We start from the raw sequence: 17500 nt of genomic DNA on the forward strand, positions 1-17500 counted from the left end.
TATATTGCTGCCGAATAGCTAACTATCCTGGAAAAATCTCTTTCACTGATCGAGTTATTTTAATAATCCAATGAAAAAGCCCGATCTCGCCGGTCTCGCCGCCTTCGTCGCCATCGCTCGCGAACGCAGTTTCCGCCGCGCCGCCGCCACCCTCGGCGTAACCCCGCCGACGCTCAGCCACACCCTGCGCGAACTGGAAACCCAGCTCGGTATCCGCCTGCTCAACCGCACCACTCGCAACGTCTCGCCGACCGAGGCCGGCGAGCACCTGCTGGCACACCTGGACCCGGCGTTCGAAGACATCGCCGCCGCGCTGGACAGCCTTAACCGCTTTCGGGAAACGCCTCACGGCCTGGTACGAATCAACGCACCGCGAAACGCCATCGGTCTCGTCCTCGCGCCACGTTTCGGCGAACTGGCCCGCGACTATCCCGGCATCACCCTGGAAGTGGTGGCGGACGAGGGTTTCGCCAATATCGTCGAAGCCGGTTTCGACGCCGGCATCCGCCTCGGCGAAGACCTCCAGCACGGCATGCGCGCCGTGCGGGTCGGCCCGGACCTGCGCTTGGCCATCGTCGCGACCCCGGCCTACTTCCGACGGCAAGGCAGGCCGGGTAGCCCGGAGGAATTGCTCGGCCACCGTTGCATCGGCTGGCGCAAGGTGTCTTCCGAAGAGCTGTACAAATGGCAATTCAGCAAGGGTGCGAAAACGCTTTCGGTGGCCGTGAGCGGACCGCTGGTCCTCGACGACCCGCGCCTGATGCTACAGGCGGCGCTGGCCGATGTCGGGATTGCCTTCGCCATCGAGGAGGAAGTCGCCGAGCACCTCGCCGCCGGCCGCCTGGAACGGGTCCTGGCGGATTGGTGCGCCCCCTTTCCCGGTTTCCATCTCTATTATCCGAACCGCCGCAACCACCCGGCGGCGTTGAGCGCCGTGATCGACCTGCTGCGCTACCCCGGCGAGGAACACCCAGGTCCCGCGTAGGCACATCGGCGGAAGCGCCCGTGGCGGCCTGGAGGCAAGCATGGAGGCTGGCCTGTATCGACGCACGGCGTAGGGCGGATAACCGCCTCGCGGTTATCCGCCGAATCTCGGTATATCGGCGGATAGCGCCTGTGGCGCTATTCGCCCTACCAATGGCGGCTGAAGGCAAGGGCCTGTACCGCCGCGCGGCGTAGGGCGCATAACCGCATCGCGGTTATCCGCCGAACCTCGGCATATCGGCGGATAGCGCCCATGGCGCTATTCGCCCTACCCGTGGCGGCCTGGCTGGCAAGAACCAGGGGATACCGGGGTGGCGTCATCCGCCGCGGTACGCAACCACGAGAAAGCCGGCCCGAAGGCCGGCTCTCCATGCGACGCCAGGACTCAGAACAGCTCGCCCTTCGCCGCCTTCTCCAGCAACAGCGCCGGCGGCTCGAAGCGCTCGCCGTACTGTTCGACCAGGTATTGGGCGCGGGCGATGAAGTCCTTCAGGCCGTACTGGTTGATGAACTGCAAGGCGCCCCCGCTCCAGGCGGCGAAACCGATACCGAAGATCGAGCCGATGTTCGCGTCGGCGGTGGAGTGCAATACCCCCTCCTCCACGCAACGCACGGTCTCGATGGCCTGGATGAACAGCAGGCGGTCGCGTACGTCCTCGGCGGATATTTGCGCATCGGGCTTCTCGAAGCGGCTCTTGAGTTCCGCCCAGAGATGTTTCCTGCCGTTCGCCGGGTAGTCGTAGAAGCCGGCGCCGGCCGCCTTGCCCGGGCGCTTGTACTCATTGACCATCAGGTCGATCACGGCGAACGCAGGGTGCGTCGGCAGAGCCTTGCCCTCGGCCTCGAGGTCGCGGGCGGTCTGGTTGCGGATGTGGGTCATCAGGCTCAGGGAGACTTCGTCGGAAATCGCCAGCGGCCCCACCGGCATACCGGCCTGGCGCGCCTGGTTGTCGATCATCGCGGCGCTCACGCCTTCGCCGAGCATGGCGATGCCTTCGTTGGTGAAGGTGCCGAATACCCGCGAGGTGAAGAAGCCGCGGCTGTCGTTGACCACGATCGGCGTTTTCTTGATCTGCAGCACGTAGTCGAAACCGCGCGCCAGGGTTTCGTCACTGGTCTTTTCGCCGCGGATGATCTCCACCAGCGGCATCTTGTCCACCGGGCTGAAGAAGTGCAGGCCGATGAACTTCTCCGGCCGCGCCACCGCCTGGGCCAGACCGGTGATCGGCAGGGTCGAGGTATTGGACGCCACCACCGCATCGGCCAGGGCATGCTTCTCGGCCTCGGCGGTGACCTTGCCTTTCAGCGCGCGGTCCTCGAAGACCGCCTCGATGATCAGGTCGCAGCCTTCGAAGTCGGCTTCGCTGACGCTCGGCACGATCCGCGCGAGGAAGGCGTCGCGCTTCTCGGCGGACAGGTGCCCGCGCGCAACTTTCTTGTCCAGCAGCCTGGCCGAATAAGCCTTGCCCTTCTCCGCCGCTTCCAGCGAGACGTCCTTGAGCACCACCTCGATGCCGGCCGCCGCCGATACGTAGGCGATGCCCGCGCCCATCATCCCGGCGCCGAGCACGCCGACCTTTTTCGTCGCCCGCACCGGATACCCCTGCGGCCGCGACTTGCCGGCGTTGATCTCGTTGAGCTGGAACCAGAAGGTGCCGATCATGTTCTTCGCCACCTGGCCGGTGGTCAGCTCGGTGAAATAGCGCGCCTCGATCAGTTGCGCGGTGTCGAAATCGACCTGGGCGCCCTCCACCGCCGCGCACATGATCTTCTCGGGCGCCGGGAAGCAACCCTTGGTCTTGTCGCGCAGCACCGACGGTGCGATGGCCAGCATCTGCGCCACGTTGGGACTGGCAGGCGTACCGCCGGGAATCTTGTAGCCGGCGCTGTCCCAGGGCTGCTTCGCCGCCGGGTTGGCGAGGATCCAGGCGCGGGCCTTCTCCAGCATTTCCTCGGGGCTGTCGGCCAGTTCGTGGATCAGCCCGGCCTTGAGCGCTTCCGCCGGACGCACCTTCTTGCCTTCGGCGAGGTACGGCAGGGCTTTCTCCAGGCCAAGCAGGCGCACCATGCGCACGATCCCGCCGCCGCCCGGCAACAGGCCGAGAGTCACCTCCGGCAGGCCGAGCTGCACGCCGGGATTGTCCAGGGCGATGCGGTGGTGGCAGGCCAGGCAGATCTCCCAGCCGCCGCCCAGCGCAGCGCCGTTGATCGCGGCGACCACCGGCTTGCCGAGGGTCTCCAGGCGCCGCAGTTGGCCCTTGAGTTCGAGGATGCCCTGGTAGAAGGCCGGGGCGTCGGCCTTGGTGACCTTGATCAGCTCGTTGAGATCGCCGCCGGCGAAGAAGGTCTTCTTCGCCGAGGTCAGCACCACGCCGGCGATCCCCTCTTTCTCCGCCTCCAGCCGTGCGATGGTCTTCGCCATCGCCTCGCGGTAGACACCGTTCATGGTGTTGGCGCTCTGCCCGGGCATGTCCATGGTCAGGACGACGACGTTGTCCTGGCCTTTTTCGTAACGGATAGCGTCAGTCATTCCGGTTCTCCCTTCACACGCGCTCGATGATGGTGGCGATGCCCATGCCGCCGCCTACGCAGAGGGTGGCCAGGCCGTAGCGCAGGTTGCGCCGCTCCAGTTCGTCGAGCAGCGTGCCGAGGATGATGCAGCCGGTGGCGCCGAGCGGGTGGCCCATGGCGATGGCGCCGCCGTTGACGTTGACCTTGCTTTCCGCCACGCCCATGTCCTTCATGAACTTCATCACCACCGAAGCGAACGCCTCGTTGACTTCGAACAGGTCGATGTCTTCCACCTTCAGGCCGGCCTTGGCCAGGGCCTTGCGGGTCGCCGGCGCGGGGCCGGTAAGCATGATGGTGGGGTCGGTGGAGGTCACCGCGGTAGCGACGATCCGCGCCCGCGCCTTCAGGCCCAGTTCGCGGCCCTTGGCCTCGGAGCCGATGAGCATGGCGCTGGCGCCGTCGACGATCCCCGAGCTGTTGCCCGGCGTATGCACGTGCTCGATGCGCTCGACCTGGCTGTACTTGCGCAGCGCGGTGGCGTCGAAGCCCATCTGCCCCATCATCTCGAAACTCGGTTTGAGCGCGGCGAGCCCTTCCAGGGTGGAGTCGGCGCGAATGAACTCATCGTGGTCGAGCAGGACGATGCCATTCTGGTCGGCGACCGGCACCAGCGACTTGCCGAACAGCCCTTCGGCGCGGGCCTTGGCGGCCTTCTGCTGGGAGCGCAGGGCGAAGGCATCGACATCGGCGCGACTGAAGCCTTCCAGGGTGGCGATCAGGTCGGCGCCGATCCCTTGCGGGACGAAGCTGGTGTGCAGGTTGGTTTCCGGATCCAGTGCCCAGGCGCCGCCGTCGGAGCCCATCGGCACGCGTGACATGGACTCGACGCCGCCGACCAGGACCAGGTCCTCGAAACCGGAGCGTACCTTCATCGCCCCCAGGTTCACCGCCTCCAGGCCGGAGGCGCAGAAACGGTTGATCTGCACGCCGGCAACCTGTTCGTCCCAGTCGGCCACCAGCGCCGCGGTCTTGGCGATATCGGCGCCCTGGTCGCCCACCGGCGTCACGCAGCCGAGCACGATATCGTCGACCTGGGCGGTATCCAGGTCGTTGCGCCGCTGGACCGCGCGCAACAGCCCGGCCATCAGGTTCACCGGCTTGACGCTGTGCAGCGCGCCATCCTTCTTGCCCTTGCCGCGGGGAGTACGCACGGCGTCGTAAATGAATGCGTCGGTCATGGCGGTCTCTCTTATCCTGTTCTCGTCCGGCCGAGCGGGCCTCCGCCTACCTTAAACAGGCTCGCCGGCGGGACAATGACCGAACCGCTCAGGCTGATTGACCGCCCAGCTCAGCCTGCAACACCGGGAAGATAGCACCATGCCATCTTTCGACCGGAAACCCGGACACCGGACGAACGGTCGAGACGCACGCCAGAGCCGTCACCACGCTGTCATATAGAGGGAATATGTCTAGACCGCAGCAGCTTGTATCCAAGTGGTCTAAGCCCGCGCAGGCCGGGGCTTAGACTGATTCATGCAAGCGTTCGAAAGGGAGGTCGACGCCGGGGATGCCGGGCCGACCGAAGAGTACGCCACTGCGTGGCAAGCCGTTCCGCCGGGCCGTAGCGCGGAGCAGGCAGCCACCCGACAACAAGAAAGGCAGACAGGCCATGTTGAACGAGCAGCCAAAAAGATGGCGGCAAGCGAGCCTCATCGTCTTCGCCACCACAGTCATCCTGATCCTTCCCAACCTTAACAGTCTGATCCGTTAGGGCACCTGCTGCCTGCACGCTGCGCACCGCCTCGCGGTCAGCGCAGCGCAGGCAGCCACCAGGTCAGCAGCAGCGGAATGAAGGCGAACGACAGCAGGGTCGAACACAGCACCAGGCTGGCGACCTGATCCGGCGAACGATTGCCGCGCAAGGCGTAGAGATAGTTGAACACCGCCACCGGCATCGACGACTGCACCACCAGCACCCCCTGCGCCAGCGGCGGCAATTGCAACGCCAGCGCCACCGACCAGCCCACCAGCGCCCCCAGCAGAAGACGCAAGCCGCCATAGAAAAAGCCATTGCCCAGTTGCCGCGGGCGGATGCTGGCCAGGGACACGCCGAGGGTGATCAGCATCAGCGGAATGGTCAGCCCGGCCATCAGGTCGACGGTATTCGCCATCCAGCGTGGCAGTTGCAGGTCGAGCCCCATCAACAACAAGGCCAGCAGCACGCTGAGCAGGATCGGATTGCCCAGCAGCGAACGCCAGGAGCGCTCGCCGCTCATCCAGAACACGCCGAGGCTGAAGTTGCCGATCGACATGATCAGGTAGAACGCCACCGCCAGGGTCATCCCCGCCTCGCCGAACGCATACAGGCACACCGGCAGGCCCATGTTGCCGACATTCGGGAAGCTGTAGGCCGGCACCAGCACCTGCCACTCCTGGCGCCCGAGGCGCGCCGCCGCCCAGCCCAGCGCAGCCATGCAGACGCAGATCAGCGCGCTGGCCAGGGCCATCCGGCCGAAACTGTGCAGGTCCACCCGGGTATGCGCCAGGGTGGCGAGGATCAGGCATGGCGAACCGATGTTGAACACGATGCGCGAAACGAACTCGGTCGGATAGGCGTGTCCGAGACGGACCCAGACGTAACCGACACCGGCGCCGAACAGCACGGGCGCCATCACGGCGAACAACTCGGCGAGCACGGGAACCCCTTGGTTAGCCAGCTATGCAATGGCCCGCATGCTACCGCGAGGCCCCCGTTCCGTGCCAATCTCTCGCTCCATGCCATAACCGGCGGATGCACGAGGAACCCGCATGCCTGTCACTCTCCCGCGCCTGGCGTTGCTAGGTGCCCTGCTCTTCCCTGTGGCTGCCGCCTGGGCCGCCGAGCTCCGCCTGGAACTGCCGGGGGCACGCAGACCTGGAGCAGCGAAGAACTGCTCAGGCATCCGCAGGCCCGCGACCTGGACATCCCGGCCGACGTCGCCTACCGCCGGAACATGCGCTACCGCGCCGTGCCACTGGCGGCGTTGTTGAAAGGCGTGCATCCCGAAGACCATTTGCAGGCCGTGGCCAGCGACGGCTTCGCCGCCGAGTTGCCGGCCGCCCCGCTGCTCGCCGAACAGGGCTCGCAAGCCTGGCTGGCGATAGAGGATCCGCAGCGCCCCTGGCCGCCGCTGGGCGCGGGCAAGCCGTCCGCCGGGCCGTTCTATCTGGTCTGGAGCAAACCCGAGGAAAAACGCATCGGTCCGGAGCAATGGCCCTTCCAGGTCGTCCGCATCCGCTACCAGTCCCCTCTGGCCGAACGCTTCCCGGCCCTGCTGCCGGCCGCTGACGCCAGCGCGGAGGTGCGCGCCGGCTTCGCCGTGTTCCAGAAGAACTGCCTGGCCTGCCACCGTCTCAACGGTGCCGGCGACGCCCAGTTCGGCCCGGACCTGAACCTGCCGTACAACCCCACCGAGTACTTCCAGCCGCAATTCCTCGCCCGCTACATCCGCGACCCGCAGGCGCTGCGGCAATGGCCGCAGGCGAAGATGCCGGCGTTCCCGGAACGGGTGATCGACGACCAGGAGTTGCGCCAGTTGATCGGCTACCTGCGCCACATGGCCGGCCGCAAGGCGGGCGCGGCCGGCTGAAGCGGCGTCAGATGTTGTACGCCGAGGGCGGCGACGGCAGGCGCTCCAGCAAGTCGTGCAGGCCGGCGCTCCACTGGCGGCGGATGGCGCTGAAATAGGCGTCGTCCTCTGTGACCCGGTAGCCCTCCGGCAGGATCAGGCTGTCGCGGTGGTAGACCAGCAGGTCCAGCGGCATGCCCACCGAGAGGTTGCTGCGGATGGTCGAGTCGAACGACACCAGCGCGCAGCGCAGGGCCTGCTCCAGCGGCGTGTCGAAAGTCAGGTTGCGGTCGAGGATCGGCTTGCCGTACTTGCTTTCGCCCAGTTGCAGGAAAGGCGTGTCCGGCGTGGCCTGGATGAAGTTGCCCTGGGGATAGATGCTGTACAGCGCCGGCGGTCCGCCGGCGATCTGCCCGCCGACCAGGAAGGAACAGCTCAGGTCGGTATTGCCGGCCAGATTGCCGCTGTCGCGGGCCAGCACCTCGCGGGTGGTCTCGGCGACCAGCGCCGTGGCGTCGTAGACCGAGGGCACGTTGAGCAGGCTGGCGCCGTCCCGGCGGATGCGCTGCTGCAGCAGGTTGATCACCGATTGCGAGGTCGCCAGGTTGCCGGCCGTCTGCACCACCAGCAGGCGCTCGCCGGGCGTGCCGAAGGTGAACAGCTTGCGGAAGGTGGCGATATGGTCGATCCCGGCGTTGGTCCGCGAATCGGAGGCGAACACCAACCCATCGGCCAGGTGCATCGCGACACAGTAGGTCATCTCGAATCTTCCTTATTCCGTCCGTCCCCGCCCCTCAAGCGTAAAGGCAATCGCCGATAACGCCAGGCGCGCAATGGATCGTCACTGTTGCTGCACCTGCAGCAGCGGCGCGCTGACCAGCACCCTCGCATGCATCTGCTCGCAACCGCCGCCACGGCGCAAGCCGCGCACCGGGCAGGCATCCAGGTAGTCGAGGCCGACGGCCAGCTTGAGATGGCGCTCCGGACGGCCGAGCCGGTTGGTCACGTCGAAGCTGTACCAGCCGTCGCCGAGCCAGGCCTCGGCCCAGGCATGGCTGGCCAGGTGCGTATCGTCCTCGGTGTAGAGGTAGCCGGAGACGTAGCGCCCCGGCACGCCCTGGCTGCGGACGCAGGCGAGGAAGGCATGGGCATGGTCCTGGCAGACCCCGGCGCGTGCGCCGAAAGCCTCGATGGCGGTGCTGTCGACGCGGGTCGCCCCCGGCTGGTAGAGGATATGCTCGTGCAGCGCATGCATCAGGTCGAGCAGGCCGCCGCGGTCCTTGCGGCCGCCCATGGCGCGTTCGGCGAAGGCGCGCATCTCGGCATCGGCGCCGGTCAGGCGGGTGCTGCGCAGGAACGGCAACGGCGACTGGCGATCGTGCTCCACCTCGCGCTCCTCGTCGATCTCGACCAGGCCGTGGGCGGCGATCAGGACCGACTCATGCGGTTCGTCCAGGGTCAGGACGTGCAGGATGTTGCCGTACGGATCGCGCAGCGGCCGCGCCGGGCGCGGCAGGTCCAGGCGCCAATCGACCACGTGCTGGCGCTCGCTGTCCTGCGGGGTCAGGCGCAGGTACTGGATGCTGGCGCGCACCCGGTCTTCGTAGCGATAGGTGGTGTCGTGGGTGATCGAGAGTCTCATGCGGCCTCCAGGTAGGAGCTGTGAATGGCGTTGGCCAACTGGCGAACCAGCAGGATGTAGTCGGTGATCCAGGTATGCAGGCCCTGTTCCAGCACCTCGTCGATGCCGGTGTAGCGCACCCGCGCCTCCAGCTCGGCGGCCAGGCGCTGCGCCGGCCGGCCGTTGACGCCGGGCAGGCCGGAAAGGATCTCGCTCAGTTCCTCGATGCAGGACAGCAGCGAACGTGGCACGTCCTCGCGCAACAGCAGCAATTCGGCGATGTTGCGCGCGTTGGGCGAGGCGCGGTACAGCTCGGTGTAGCCCTCGAAGGCGGATAGCGCCCGCAGCAGCGCGCTCCACTGGTAGTAGCCGCGCGCGGTGCCCTCGTCCGCCCCGGCGAGCGCCGCTTCGCCCTGGGTCTGGTAGCGCGCATCGAGCAGGCGCAAGGTATTGTCGGCGCGTTCGATGAAGGTTCCGAGACGGATGAAGCGGAACGCATCGTTGCGCATGCTGGTGGCGAAGGTCGCGCCGCGGAACAGGTGCGAGCGGTCCTTCACCCATTCGCAGAAACGACTGATGCCATAGCGCAGGATGCCCTCGGCGGCGATGCCGCGCATTTCCAGCCAGGTGGCGTTGATGTTCTCCCACATGTCCAGGGTGATCCGCCCGCGTACCGCATGGGCACTGGCGCGCGCTGCGGCCAGGCAGCTGTAGATGCTCGCCGGGTTGTCCGGGTCGAGGGCGAAGAAACTCAGCAGGCGCTCGGCGGCCAGTTCGCCGTGGCGCTCCAGGTAGGCGTCGAGGGTGCCGGTGATCAGCAGCGGCATGGCCAGTTCGTCCAGGCCGCCACCGTTGCGGTCCTGCGGCAACAGCGACAGCGAGTAGCTGACGTCGAGCATGCGGGCGAGGTTCTCCGCGCGTTCCAGGTAGCGCGACATCCAGTACAGGTCGGAAGCGGTCCGGCTGAGCATGCTTATTCCTCCACCACCCAGGTGTCCTTGGTGCCGCCGCCCTGGGACGAGTTGACCACCAGCGAGCCTTCGCGCAACGCCACCCGGGTCAGCCCGCCAGGCACCAGGCGAACCCGATCCGGCGCCGACAGGACGAACGGCCGCAGGTCGATATGGCGCGGCGCGACGCCGCTCTCGACGAAGGTCGGACAGGTCGACAGGGACAGCGTCGGTTGCGCGATATAGGCCTCCGGGCGAGCCTTCAGGCGCTCGCGGAACAGCTCGATTTCTTCCCGGCTGGCCGCCGGTCCGACCAGCATGCCGTAGCCGCCGGAACCCTGGGTCTCCTTCACCACCAGCTCCGGCAGGTGCGCCAGGACGTGCGCCAGTTCCTTCGGCTTGCGACATTGCCAGGTCGGCACGTTGTGCAGCAGCGGGTCTTCGCCGAGGTAGAAGCGGATCATGTCCGGCACGTAGGGGTAGATCGACTTGTCGTCGGCCACCCCGGTACCGATCGCGTTGGCCAGCACCAGGTTGCCGGCCCGGTAGGCGGCCAGCAGGCCGGGCACGCCGAGCAGCGAATCCGGGTTGAACGCCAGCGGGTCGAGGAAGGCGTCGTCGATCCTTCGGTAGATCACGTCCACCGGTTGCGGTCCGGCCGTCGTGCGCATGTAGACCCGCTCGTCGCGGACGAACAGATCGGCGCCTTCGACCAGTTCCACGCCCATCTCGCGGGCGAGGAAGGCGTGTTCGAAGTAGGCGCTGTTGAAACGTCCCGGCGTCAATACCACCACGCTCGGCGATTCGACGTCACTGGCCCGCTTTAGGGTGTCGAGCAGCAGGTCCGGGTAGTGGTCGATCGGCGCCACGCGCTGGCGGACGAACAGCTCGGGGAACAGGCGCATCATCATCTTGCGGTTTTCCAGCATGTAGGAAACACCGCTGGGCGTGCGCAGGTTGTCCTCCAGCACGTAGTAGTTGCCGCTGCCGTCGCGGACCAGGTCGACCCCGGCAATGTGCGCGTAGACGTTGCCCGGCAGGTCCAGTCCCTGCATCGCCAGTTGGTACTGGTCGTTGGCCAGGACCTGCTCGGCAGGAATCACCCCGGCCTTGAGGATGCGCTGTTCGTGGTAGAGGTCGGCGAGGAACAGGTTCAGCGCCTGGACGCGCTGGATGCAGCCGGCCTCGATGTGCGCCCACTCCGCCGCGGGAATGCTGCGCGGGATGGTGTCGAAGGGGATCAGGCGCTCGGTGCCCTGCTCGTCGCCGTACAGGGTGAAGGTGATGCCGGCGCGGTGGAACAGCAGGTCGGCTTCACGCCGGCGTTGCAGCAGTTGCTCTTCAGGGGTGTCGGCCAGCCAGCGAGCGAATTCCCGATAATGCGAGCGGCATTCGCCGCCAGCATCGTGCATCTCGTCGTAAAACATGCGTGCCATGCCGGACTCCTTGTCGTCACGAACGATGGGGAACTCGCAAAGCCCGTGCCAGCGCGCGGATCACGGCTCGTCGGCGATTCGCAGGGTCGGCGCGGCGGGTTCGCCCCAGTCTGGTGCATCCTGCCCACAGGGAGAGGAAGGGCGCCCCGTTCGACGGCATGCGCGCCCCGCGGCCACGGACCGGCATCGACCTGCCGATCGCGAAGCGACCTGTGGGACCGATAAGTCTAGAACAGACCCGGAAGGGAGACGGCTTCTCCCCTCCCTTCCATGCAGACAGCCGTCTCGCTCGAACGAGCGATAAAGCGGACCGGCGGTAGTGCCAGGGAGGCGCCCGCGGCCGGGAAGGTCAATCGATCAGCGACAGCCAATGACGGTAGAAACCCTCGGCCACCCGATTCAGCCCGGCAACCTTGGCAGGCAACCCGGCCAGCATGTCCTCGGCGGATTGCTGGCTGGGCTGGGAGGGATCGAGCAGGTGCGGCCAGCCGGCGATCCAGCGCCGCACCAGTTCCTCGGTCATTTCCGGATGGCCTTGCAGGCCGAGTACGTGATCGCCCCAGGAAAACCCCTGGTTCTCGCACCACGGGCTGGACAGCAGGCGCTCGGCGCCCTGCGGCAGGTCGAAGGCATCGCCGTGCCACTGGAAGATCGAGAAGCGCTCCGGCAGCCCGGCCAGCCATGGACTGTCGCGGCTTTCCCGCTGCATGGGCTGCCAGCCCATTTCGGTGTAGGGCTGGTGCCGCACCGTCGCGCCCAGGGCGCGGGCCAGCAACTGGCCGCCGAGGCAATGGCCGATCAGCGGGATGCGCCGCTCGATGAAGCGACGCAGCAGCGCCAGTTCGTCGCGCAACCAGGGCAGGTCGTCGTTGACGCTCATCGGCCCACCCATGATCGCCACCGCTCGCGGGCGTTCGGCGTCGAGACCGGCGAGTTCGCCGAGGTCGGCGCGGATCACGCGGAAGTCCAGGCCGCGCTCCGCCAGCACGGCACCCAGATGGCCTGGCGGACAGAACTCGGCATGGGTCAGGATCAGAATATCGCTCATGGCTTACCTCCTTCCCCAGTCTGAAGGAAAGCCTTCGAGGAAGGAAAGCCCGACGCAGGAGCCCCGGCCCGGGATCGCGGCCGGGGTCCCGCCGCCGTCACGGACGCAGCGAAGTGACCTCCTGGGTCACGCCCCACCCGTCCAGCACGCCGCCCAGCGGCACCACGACTTCCTCCAGGTCGTGTTCGAAGGCACCGATGGCGGCATGGGTGGCGTACATCACCTTGCTGACCTGCAGGTTCCAGGAGCCATCGTCGCGAGCGACGACCTGGGCCCTGAGGGATTCGCCGCGAAACTGGCCCGCTGCCTGGCGGGCCTCCCGCTCACTGGGAAAGATGGCGAAGAAGTCGATGGGATGGATGCGCGCGAAGTCGAAGCCGCCTTCTTTCATGCGACGCAGGACATTCACGCTGACATCATCCGAGAAGGGCTTTTCCATGAGACGCACCTCCTGTCGAGACATTCAGAAAATTCACCGATTCCCCATTCAGCTGAAGCCATCGTCGGCGATCATGAGAGTTTTGTGATCAGGCCAGAGGAGGATCGGACGACCATGGCTTCTTTCAGGGTAGCGTCAACCTGCCAGCGCTGCCGAGCTTTCCGCCGCCTGCCCCGGCGGGCGGCGACCGGCGGCAGACAAAGCGCTGTACAAAAGGCCCGGCCGTTGAGCAAGATTCCGCCTGCGCCGGCGACCGTTGGTCCTGCCCGATGGCATTGGCGAAAGCGACTCGTGCAATAATATCAGGTTGATATCAACCACTTCTCTCCCGCTATCCCGTTCGGACGCTTTCATGCTTATCAGCAGCTACAACCAGGTTCTTGTCGCCTTTTCCCTGATTGTGGCCATCCTGGCGTCCTACACCGCTCTCGACATGGCCGGCCGGGTGACCCTGGCGAAAGGCCGCGAGGCGCTCTCCTGGCTGATCGGCGGCGCTTTCGCCATGGGCTTCGGCATCTGGTCGATGCATTTCGTCGGCATGCTCGCCTTCAGCCTGCCGATCCCGCTCGGCTACGACCTGGGCCTGACCCTGCTGTCGCTGCTACTGGCCGTCGGCAGTTCGGCCTTCGCCCTCTGGCTGGTGTGCCAGGCGGAACTCCCCTGGCAACGCCTGGCGCTGGGCGCGCTGCTGATGGGCAGCGGCATCGCCGCCATGCACTACACCGGGATGGCCGCCCTGCTGATGATGCCGGGGATCGTCTACGACCCGCTGTGGCTCGGCCTCTCCATCCTGATCGCGGTGATCGCCTCCGGCGCCGCGCTGTGGATCGCCTTCCGCCTGCGCCATGGCAGCCGGCGCATCGTCCTGGTCCGCGCCGGCGCCGCCCTGGTGATGGGCTGCGCCATCGTCGGCATGCACTACACCGGGATGGCCGCCGCGCAGTTCCCCCTGGGCAGCTTCTGCGGCGCCGCCGGCCGAGGCATCGACAACGGCTGGCTGGCGGTGCTGGTCATCGTGATCACCCTGGCGGTGATCGCCATCGCCCTGATCGTCTCGGTGCTGGACTCGCGCCTCGAGGCACGTACCTCGGTGCTCGCCACCTCCCTCGCACGAGCCAACCGCGAGCTGATCCAGTTGGCCCTGCACGACAACCTGACCAAGCTGCCCAACCGCATGCTCCTCGACGACCGCCTGGAGCAGGCGATCCAGCAGGCGATCCGCGACGATCGCCGGTTCGCCGTGCTGTTCATGGACCTGGACGGCTTCAAGGCGGTCAACGATGCCTACGGCCATCACCTCGGCGACCTGTTGCTGATCGAAGTCGCCGAGCGTATCCGCGCCAACGTCCGCGCCCAGGACACCATCGCCCGCCTCGGCGGCGACGAGTTCGTCCTGCTGATCGAGGCCCGAGAGCCCGCCGACGCCGCGACCCTGGCCGAGAAGCTGGTGAAGCGGATCAGCCAGCCGTACCAGATATCCCGCCACGAGGTGCGGATCTCGGCGAGCATCGGCATCGCGCTCTACCCCGGCGACGGGCAGACCCGCCACGAACTGATGATCAATGCCGACGCGGCGATGTATCACGCCAAGGACCAGGGACGGAACGGCTACTGCTTCTTCGAGAGTTCGATGAACGCCAACGCCCAGGAACAGTTGCAACTGCTCCATGACCTGCGCCAGGCCCTGGAGCGCCGGCAACTGGTCTTGCACTACCAACCCAAGGTACTGGCGCCGAACGGACCGATGGTCGGCGTGGAAGCGCTGCTGCGCTGGGAGCATCCGCAACACGGACTGATCCCCCCCGACCAGTTCCTGCCGCTGGCGGAAAAAACCGGCCTGATCGTGCAGATCGGCGAGTGGGTGCTCGACGAAGCCTGCCGGCAGATGCGCCTCTGGCTGGACGGCGGGCATGCGGAGTGGAACATCGCGGTGAACCTTTCGGCCCTGCAGTTCGCCCATGCCGGCCTGGTCGACTCGGTGCGCAACGCACTCCTGCGCCACAGCCTGGAGCCCAGCCACCTGATCCTCGAGGTGACCGAATCGACCGCCATGCGCGATGCCGATGCCAGCCTGGTGATCCTCGAGCAGTTGTCGGCGATGGGCGTCGGCATCTCCATCGACGACTTCGGCACCGGCTACTCCAGCCTGCTCTATCTCAAGCGCCTGCCGGCGAGCGAACTGAAGATCGACCGTGGCTTCATCAACGAGCTGGCCCACGACAGCGACGACGCCGCAATCGTCTCGGCGATCGTCGCCCTCGGCCGCACGCTGAACCTGAAGATCGTCGCCGAGGGCGTGGAAACCGAGGCCCAGCAGGAGTTCCTGACCCGCCTCGGCTGCAATTCGCTGCAAGGCTTCCTGCTCGGCAGGCCGATGCCGGCCGAGCAGTTGCTCGCCAGCGTCGCCTGAGCGCCGCCAGCGGCGCGCCACGGGACCTGTCAGAACCGGCAGATTCGCCCATCGCCGTCTCGTTGACTTCCGCCCGCGCTGCGAACACCTTATGTCGCGCCCGCCGGGCGGCATGCCGCGACATGTCACGCCGCCACGACGAGCGTCTATCCAATAACGAGAAAACATGCATGAACAGGCTGTGTGTACTGGGGCTTCTCATCGGGCTGAGCGGGAGCCCGGCACTGGCGGCTGGCCAGGGCGAATCCGGCAATCCACCGGCTACCGACAAGGAGCGTTTCATCGCCAGCCTGATGGCTCGCATGAGCAACGCGGAAAAGATCGGCCAGCTACGCCTGGTCAGCGTCGGCGCCGACCATCCCAAGGAAGCGCTGATGGCGGACATCCGCGCCGGCAAGGTCGGCGCCATCTTCAATACCGTGACCCGCCCGGACATTCGCGCCATGCAGGATCAGGTCCGCCATAGCCGCCTGAAGATCCCGCTGTTCCATGCCTACGACGTGGCCCACGGCCACCGCACCATCTTCCCCATCAGCCTCGGCCTGGCCGCCAGCTGGGACCCCGAGGTGGTCGCCCGCAGCGCGCGGATCTCCGCCCTCGAAGCCAGCGCCGACGGGCTCGACATGAGCTTCTCGCCGATGGTCGACATCACCCGCGACGCGCGCTGGGGGCGGGTCTCGGAAGGCTTCGGCGAAGACACCTACCTGACCTCGCTGCTGTCCGGCGTGATGGTCCGTGCCTACCAGGGCTCCAACCTGGCCGCCCCGGACAGCATCATGGCGGCGGTCAAGCACTTCGCCCTGTACGGCGCGGCCGAAGGCGGCCGCGACTACAACACCGTGGACATGAGCCTGCCGCGCATGTTCCAGGACTACCTGCCGCCCTACAAGGCCGCGGTGGACGCCGGCGCCGGCGCGGTGATGGTCTCGCTGAACACCATCAACGGCGTGCCCGCCACCGCCAACCGCTGGCTGCTGACCGACCTGTTGCGCCAGCAGTGGGGCTTCAAGGGGCTGACCATCAGTGACCACGGCGCGGTGAAGGAACTGATCAAGCACGGCCTCGCCGGCAACGAGCGGGACGCCACGCGCCTGGCGATCCAGGCCGGTGTCGACATGAACATGAACGACGATCTCTACTCGACCTGGCTACCGAAGCTGCTGGCGGCCGGCGAGATCGACCAGGCCGACATCGATCGCGCCTGCCGCGACGTGCTGGCGGCGAAGTACGACCTCGGCCTGTTCGCCGATCCCTACCGGCGCCTGGGCAAGCCGGACGACCCGCCGTTCGACACCAACGCCGAGAGCCGCCTGCACCGCCAGGCCGCCCGCGAGGTAGCTCGCGAAGGACTGGTCCTGCTGAAGAACCGCGACGGTCTGCTGCCGCTGAAGAAACAGGGGCGGATCGCCGTGATCGGCCCCCTGGCCAAGAGCCAGCGCGACGTCATCGGCAGTTGGTCGGCAGCCGGCGTGCCACGCCAGGCGGTAACCGTCTACCAGGGCCTGGCCAATGCCGTCGGCGAGCGTGCCACCCTGCTCTACGCCAAGGGTGCCAACGTCAGTGGCGACCAGGCGATCCTCGACTACCTGAACAGCTACAACCCGGAAGTCGAGGTCGATCCGCGCTCCGCCGAGGCGATGCTCGAGGAGGCCTTGCGCACCGCGCGCGACGCCGACCTGGTGGTCGCCGTGGTCGGCGAATCGCAGGGCATGGCCCACGAGGCCTCCAGTCGCACCGACCTGCGCATCCCGGCCAGCCAGCGGCGGCTGCTGAAGGCACTGAAGGCCACCGGCAAGCCGCTGGTGCTGGTGCTGATGAACGGCCGACCGCTGTCGCTGGGCTGGGAGCAGGAAAACGCCGATGCGATCCTGGAAACCTGGTTCAGTGGCACCGAAGGCGGCAATGCCATCGCCGACGTGCTGTTCGGCGAGCACAACCCCAGCGGCAAGCTGACCATGTCCTTCCCGCGCTCGGTGGGCCAGGTACCGGTCTACTACAACCACCTGAACACCGGCCGGCCGATGGACCACGACAACCCCGGCAAATACACCTCGCGCTATTTCGACGAAGCCAACGGCCCGCTCTACCCGTTCGGCTACGGCCTCAGCTACACCGAGTTCAGTCTCTCGCCCCTGCGCCTGTCCAGCGAACGGCTGGCCCGCGGCGCTACCCTGGAAGCGCGGGTCACGCTCAGCAACAGCGGCAAGCGCGCCGGCGCCACGGTGGTCCAGCTTTATCTGCAGGACCCGGTCGCCAGCCTCAGCCGTCCGGTGAAGGAACTGCGCGGGTTCCGCAAGGTGATGCTGGAGCCCGGCGAATCGCGGGAGATCGTCTTCCGCCTCGGCGAGGCAGACCTGAAGTTCTACGACAGCCAGCTCAGGCACACGGCCGAGCCGGGCGAGTTCAAGGTCTTCGTCGGCCTGGATTCGGCGCAAACCGAAAGCCGCAGCTTCACCCTGCTCTGAAGGCGCCGACCGCACCGCCAGCGTCGCC

12 protein-coding genes and 1 pseudogene are annotated in these 17500 nt (G+C 66.9%); 4 read left to right on the forward strand and 9 right to left on the reverse strand.

The features are described from left to right. Positions 1-70 precede the first annotated feature (70 nt). Positions 71-985, forward strand: coding sequence for a LysR family transcriptional regulator (locus tag AT700_RS16495; protein ID WP_048521146.1), 915 nt, complete (start codon positions 71-73; stop codon positions 983-985). 384 nt (positions 986-1369) lie between these two features. On the opposite strand, the gene AT700_RS16500 is transcribed toward AT700_RS16495, so the two are convergent. From AT700_RS16500 to AT700_RS16510, 3 genes are all read right to left on the reverse strand, one after another. Continuing rightward, positions 1370-3514 carry a 3-hydroxyacyl-CoA dehydrogenase NAD-binding domain-containing protein gene (locus AT700_RS16500; protein WP_003100703.1) on the reverse strand — a complete coding sequence of 715 codons (2145 nt, stop codon included), beginning with the start codon at positions 3512-3514 and terminating at the stop codon, positions 1370-1372. A 13-nt stretch (positions 3515-3527) separates the two neighbouring features. Next, the gene (locus AT700_RS16505; protein ID WP_003087747.1) at positions 3528-4733 is read right to left on the reverse strand and encodes an acetyl-CoA C-acetyltransferase; all 1206 of its coding nucleotides are present in this window, start codon (positions 4731-4733) and stop codon (positions 3528-3530) included. Positions 4734-5303: 570 nt separating this feature from the next. Then, the gene (locus tag AT700_RS16510) at positions 5304-6191 is read right to left on the reverse strand and encodes an AEC family transporter (RefSeq protein WP_003087746.1); all 888 of its coding nucleotides are present in this window, start codon (positions 6189-6191) and stop codon (positions 5304-5306) included. A gap of 112 nt (positions 6192-6303) precedes the next feature. On the opposite strand from AT700_RS16510, the pseudogene AT700_RS16515 reads away from it, so the two are divergent. Continuing rightward, positions 6304-7124, forward strand: a pseudogene (locus AT700_RS16515) (c-type cytochrome). Between the two features lie 7 nt (positions 7125-7131). On the opposite strand, the gene AT700_RS16520 reads toward AT700_RS16515, so the two are convergent. From AT700_RS16520 to AT700_RS16545, 6 genes are all read right to left on the reverse strand, one after another. Further along, entirely contained in the window at positions 7132-7863 is a 732-nt protein-coding gene (locus tag AT700_RS16520) for a hypothetical protein (protein WP_003113561.1), read from the reverse strand. Positions 7864-7944: 81 nt separating this feature from the next. Further along, on the reverse strand, positions 7945-8745 hold the full coding sequence (locus AT700_RS16525; RefSeq protein WP_003100717.1) for a transglutaminase family protein: 801 nt from the start codon (positions 8743-8745) through the stop codon (positions 7945-7947). After that, on the reverse strand, positions 8742-9695 hold the full coding sequence (locus AT700_RS16530; protein WP_003087742.1) for an alpha-E domain-containing protein: 954 nt from the start codon (positions 9693-9695) through the stop codon (positions 8742-8744). Before AT700_RS16530 ends, AT700_RS16525 begins: the two co-directional genes overlap by 4 nt. Positions 9696-9697: 2 nt before the next feature. Beyond that, positions 9698-11110, reverse strand: a complete 1413-nt coding sequence (locus tag AT700_RS16535) for a circularly permuted type 2 ATP-grasp protein (protein WP_003087741.1) — start codon at positions 11108-11110, stop codon at positions 9698-9700. Between the two features lie 349 nt (positions 11111-11459). After that, positions 11460-12158 carry a GMP synthase gene (locus tag AT700_RS16540; protein ID WP_003161633.1) on the reverse strand — a complete coding sequence of 233 codons (699 nt, stop codon included), beginning with the start codon at positions 12156-12158 and terminating at the stop codon, positions 11460-11462. Between the two features lie 97 nt (positions 12159-12255). Then, entirely contained in the window at positions 12256-12597 is a 342-nt protein-coding gene (locus tag AT700_RS16545) for a ribonuclease E inhibitor RraB (protein WP_003087738.1), read from the reverse strand. A gap of 352 nt (positions 12598-12949) precedes the next feature. On the opposite strand from AT700_RS16545, the gene AT700_RS16550 reads away from it, so the two are divergent. After that, positions 12950-15007: a putative bifunctional diguanylate cyclase/phosphodiesterase gene (locus AT700_RS16550; protein WP_003087737.1), complete on the forward strand. Its 2058-nt coding sequence runs from the start codon at positions 12950-12952 to the stop codon at positions 15005-15007. A gap of 170 nt (positions 15008-15177) precedes the next feature. Then, complete coding sequence (gene bglX, locus AT700_RS16555; protein WP_003113557.1) at positions 15178-17472, forward strand: beta-glucosidase BglX; 2295 nt, start codon at positions 15178-15180, stop codon at positions 17470-17472. Positions 17473-17500: the final 28 nt, after the last annotated feature.

The organism is Pseudomonas aeruginosa (assembly GCF_001457615.1).
In the GTDB taxonomy this organism is placed as follows: Bacteria; Pseudomonadota; Gammaproteobacteria; order Pseudomonadales; family Pseudomonadaceae; genus Pseudomonas; species Pseudomonas aeruginosa.

Excerpts from the sequence above, each read along its gene's own strand:
- AT700_RS16495 (WP_048521146.1), top strand. The coding sequence starts at position 71 with ATGAAAAAGCCCGATCTCGCCGGTCTCGCCGCCTTCGTCGCCATCGCT.
- AT700_RS16500 (WP_003100703.1), bottom strand. The coding sequence starts at position 3,514 with ATGACTGACGCTATCCGTTACGAAAAAGGCCAGGACAACGTCGTCGTC.
- AT700_RS16505 (WP_003087747.1), bottom strand. The coding sequence starts at position 4,733 with ATGACCGACGCATTCATTTACGACGCCGTGCGTACTCCCCGCGGCAAG.
- AT700_RS16520 (WP_003113561.1), bottom strand. The coding sequence starts at position 7,863 with ATGACCTACTGTGTCGCGATGCACCTGGCCGATGGGTTGGTGTTCGCC.
- AT700_RS16525 (WP_003100717.1), bottom strand. The coding sequence starts at position 8,745 with ATGAGACTCTCGATCACCCACGACACCACCTATCGCTACGAAGACCGG.
- AT700_RS16530 (WP_003087742.1), bottom strand. The coding sequence starts at position 9,695 with ATGCTCAGCCGGACCGCTTCCGACCTGTACTGGATGTCGCGCTACCTG.
- AT700_RS16535 (WP_003087741.1), bottom strand. The coding sequence starts at position 11,110 with ATGGCACGCATGTTTTACGACGAGATGCACGATGCTGGCGGCGAATGC.
- AT700_RS16540 (WP_003161633.1), bottom strand. The coding sequence starts at position 12,158 with ATGAGCGATATTCTGATCCTGACCCATGCCGAGTTCTGTCCGCCAGGC.
- AT700_RS16545 (WP_003087738.1), bottom strand. The coding sequence starts at position 12,597 with ATGGAAAAGCCCTTCTCGGATGATGTCAGCGTGAATGTCCTGCGTCGC.
- AT700_RS16550 (WP_003087737.1), top strand. The coding sequence starts at position 12,950 with ATGCTTATCAGCAGCTACAACCAGGTTCTTGTCGCCTTTTCCCTGATT.
- bglX (WP_003113557.1), top strand. The coding sequence starts at position 15,178 with ATGAACAGGCTGTGTGTACTGGGGCTTCTCATCGGGCTGAGCGGGAGC.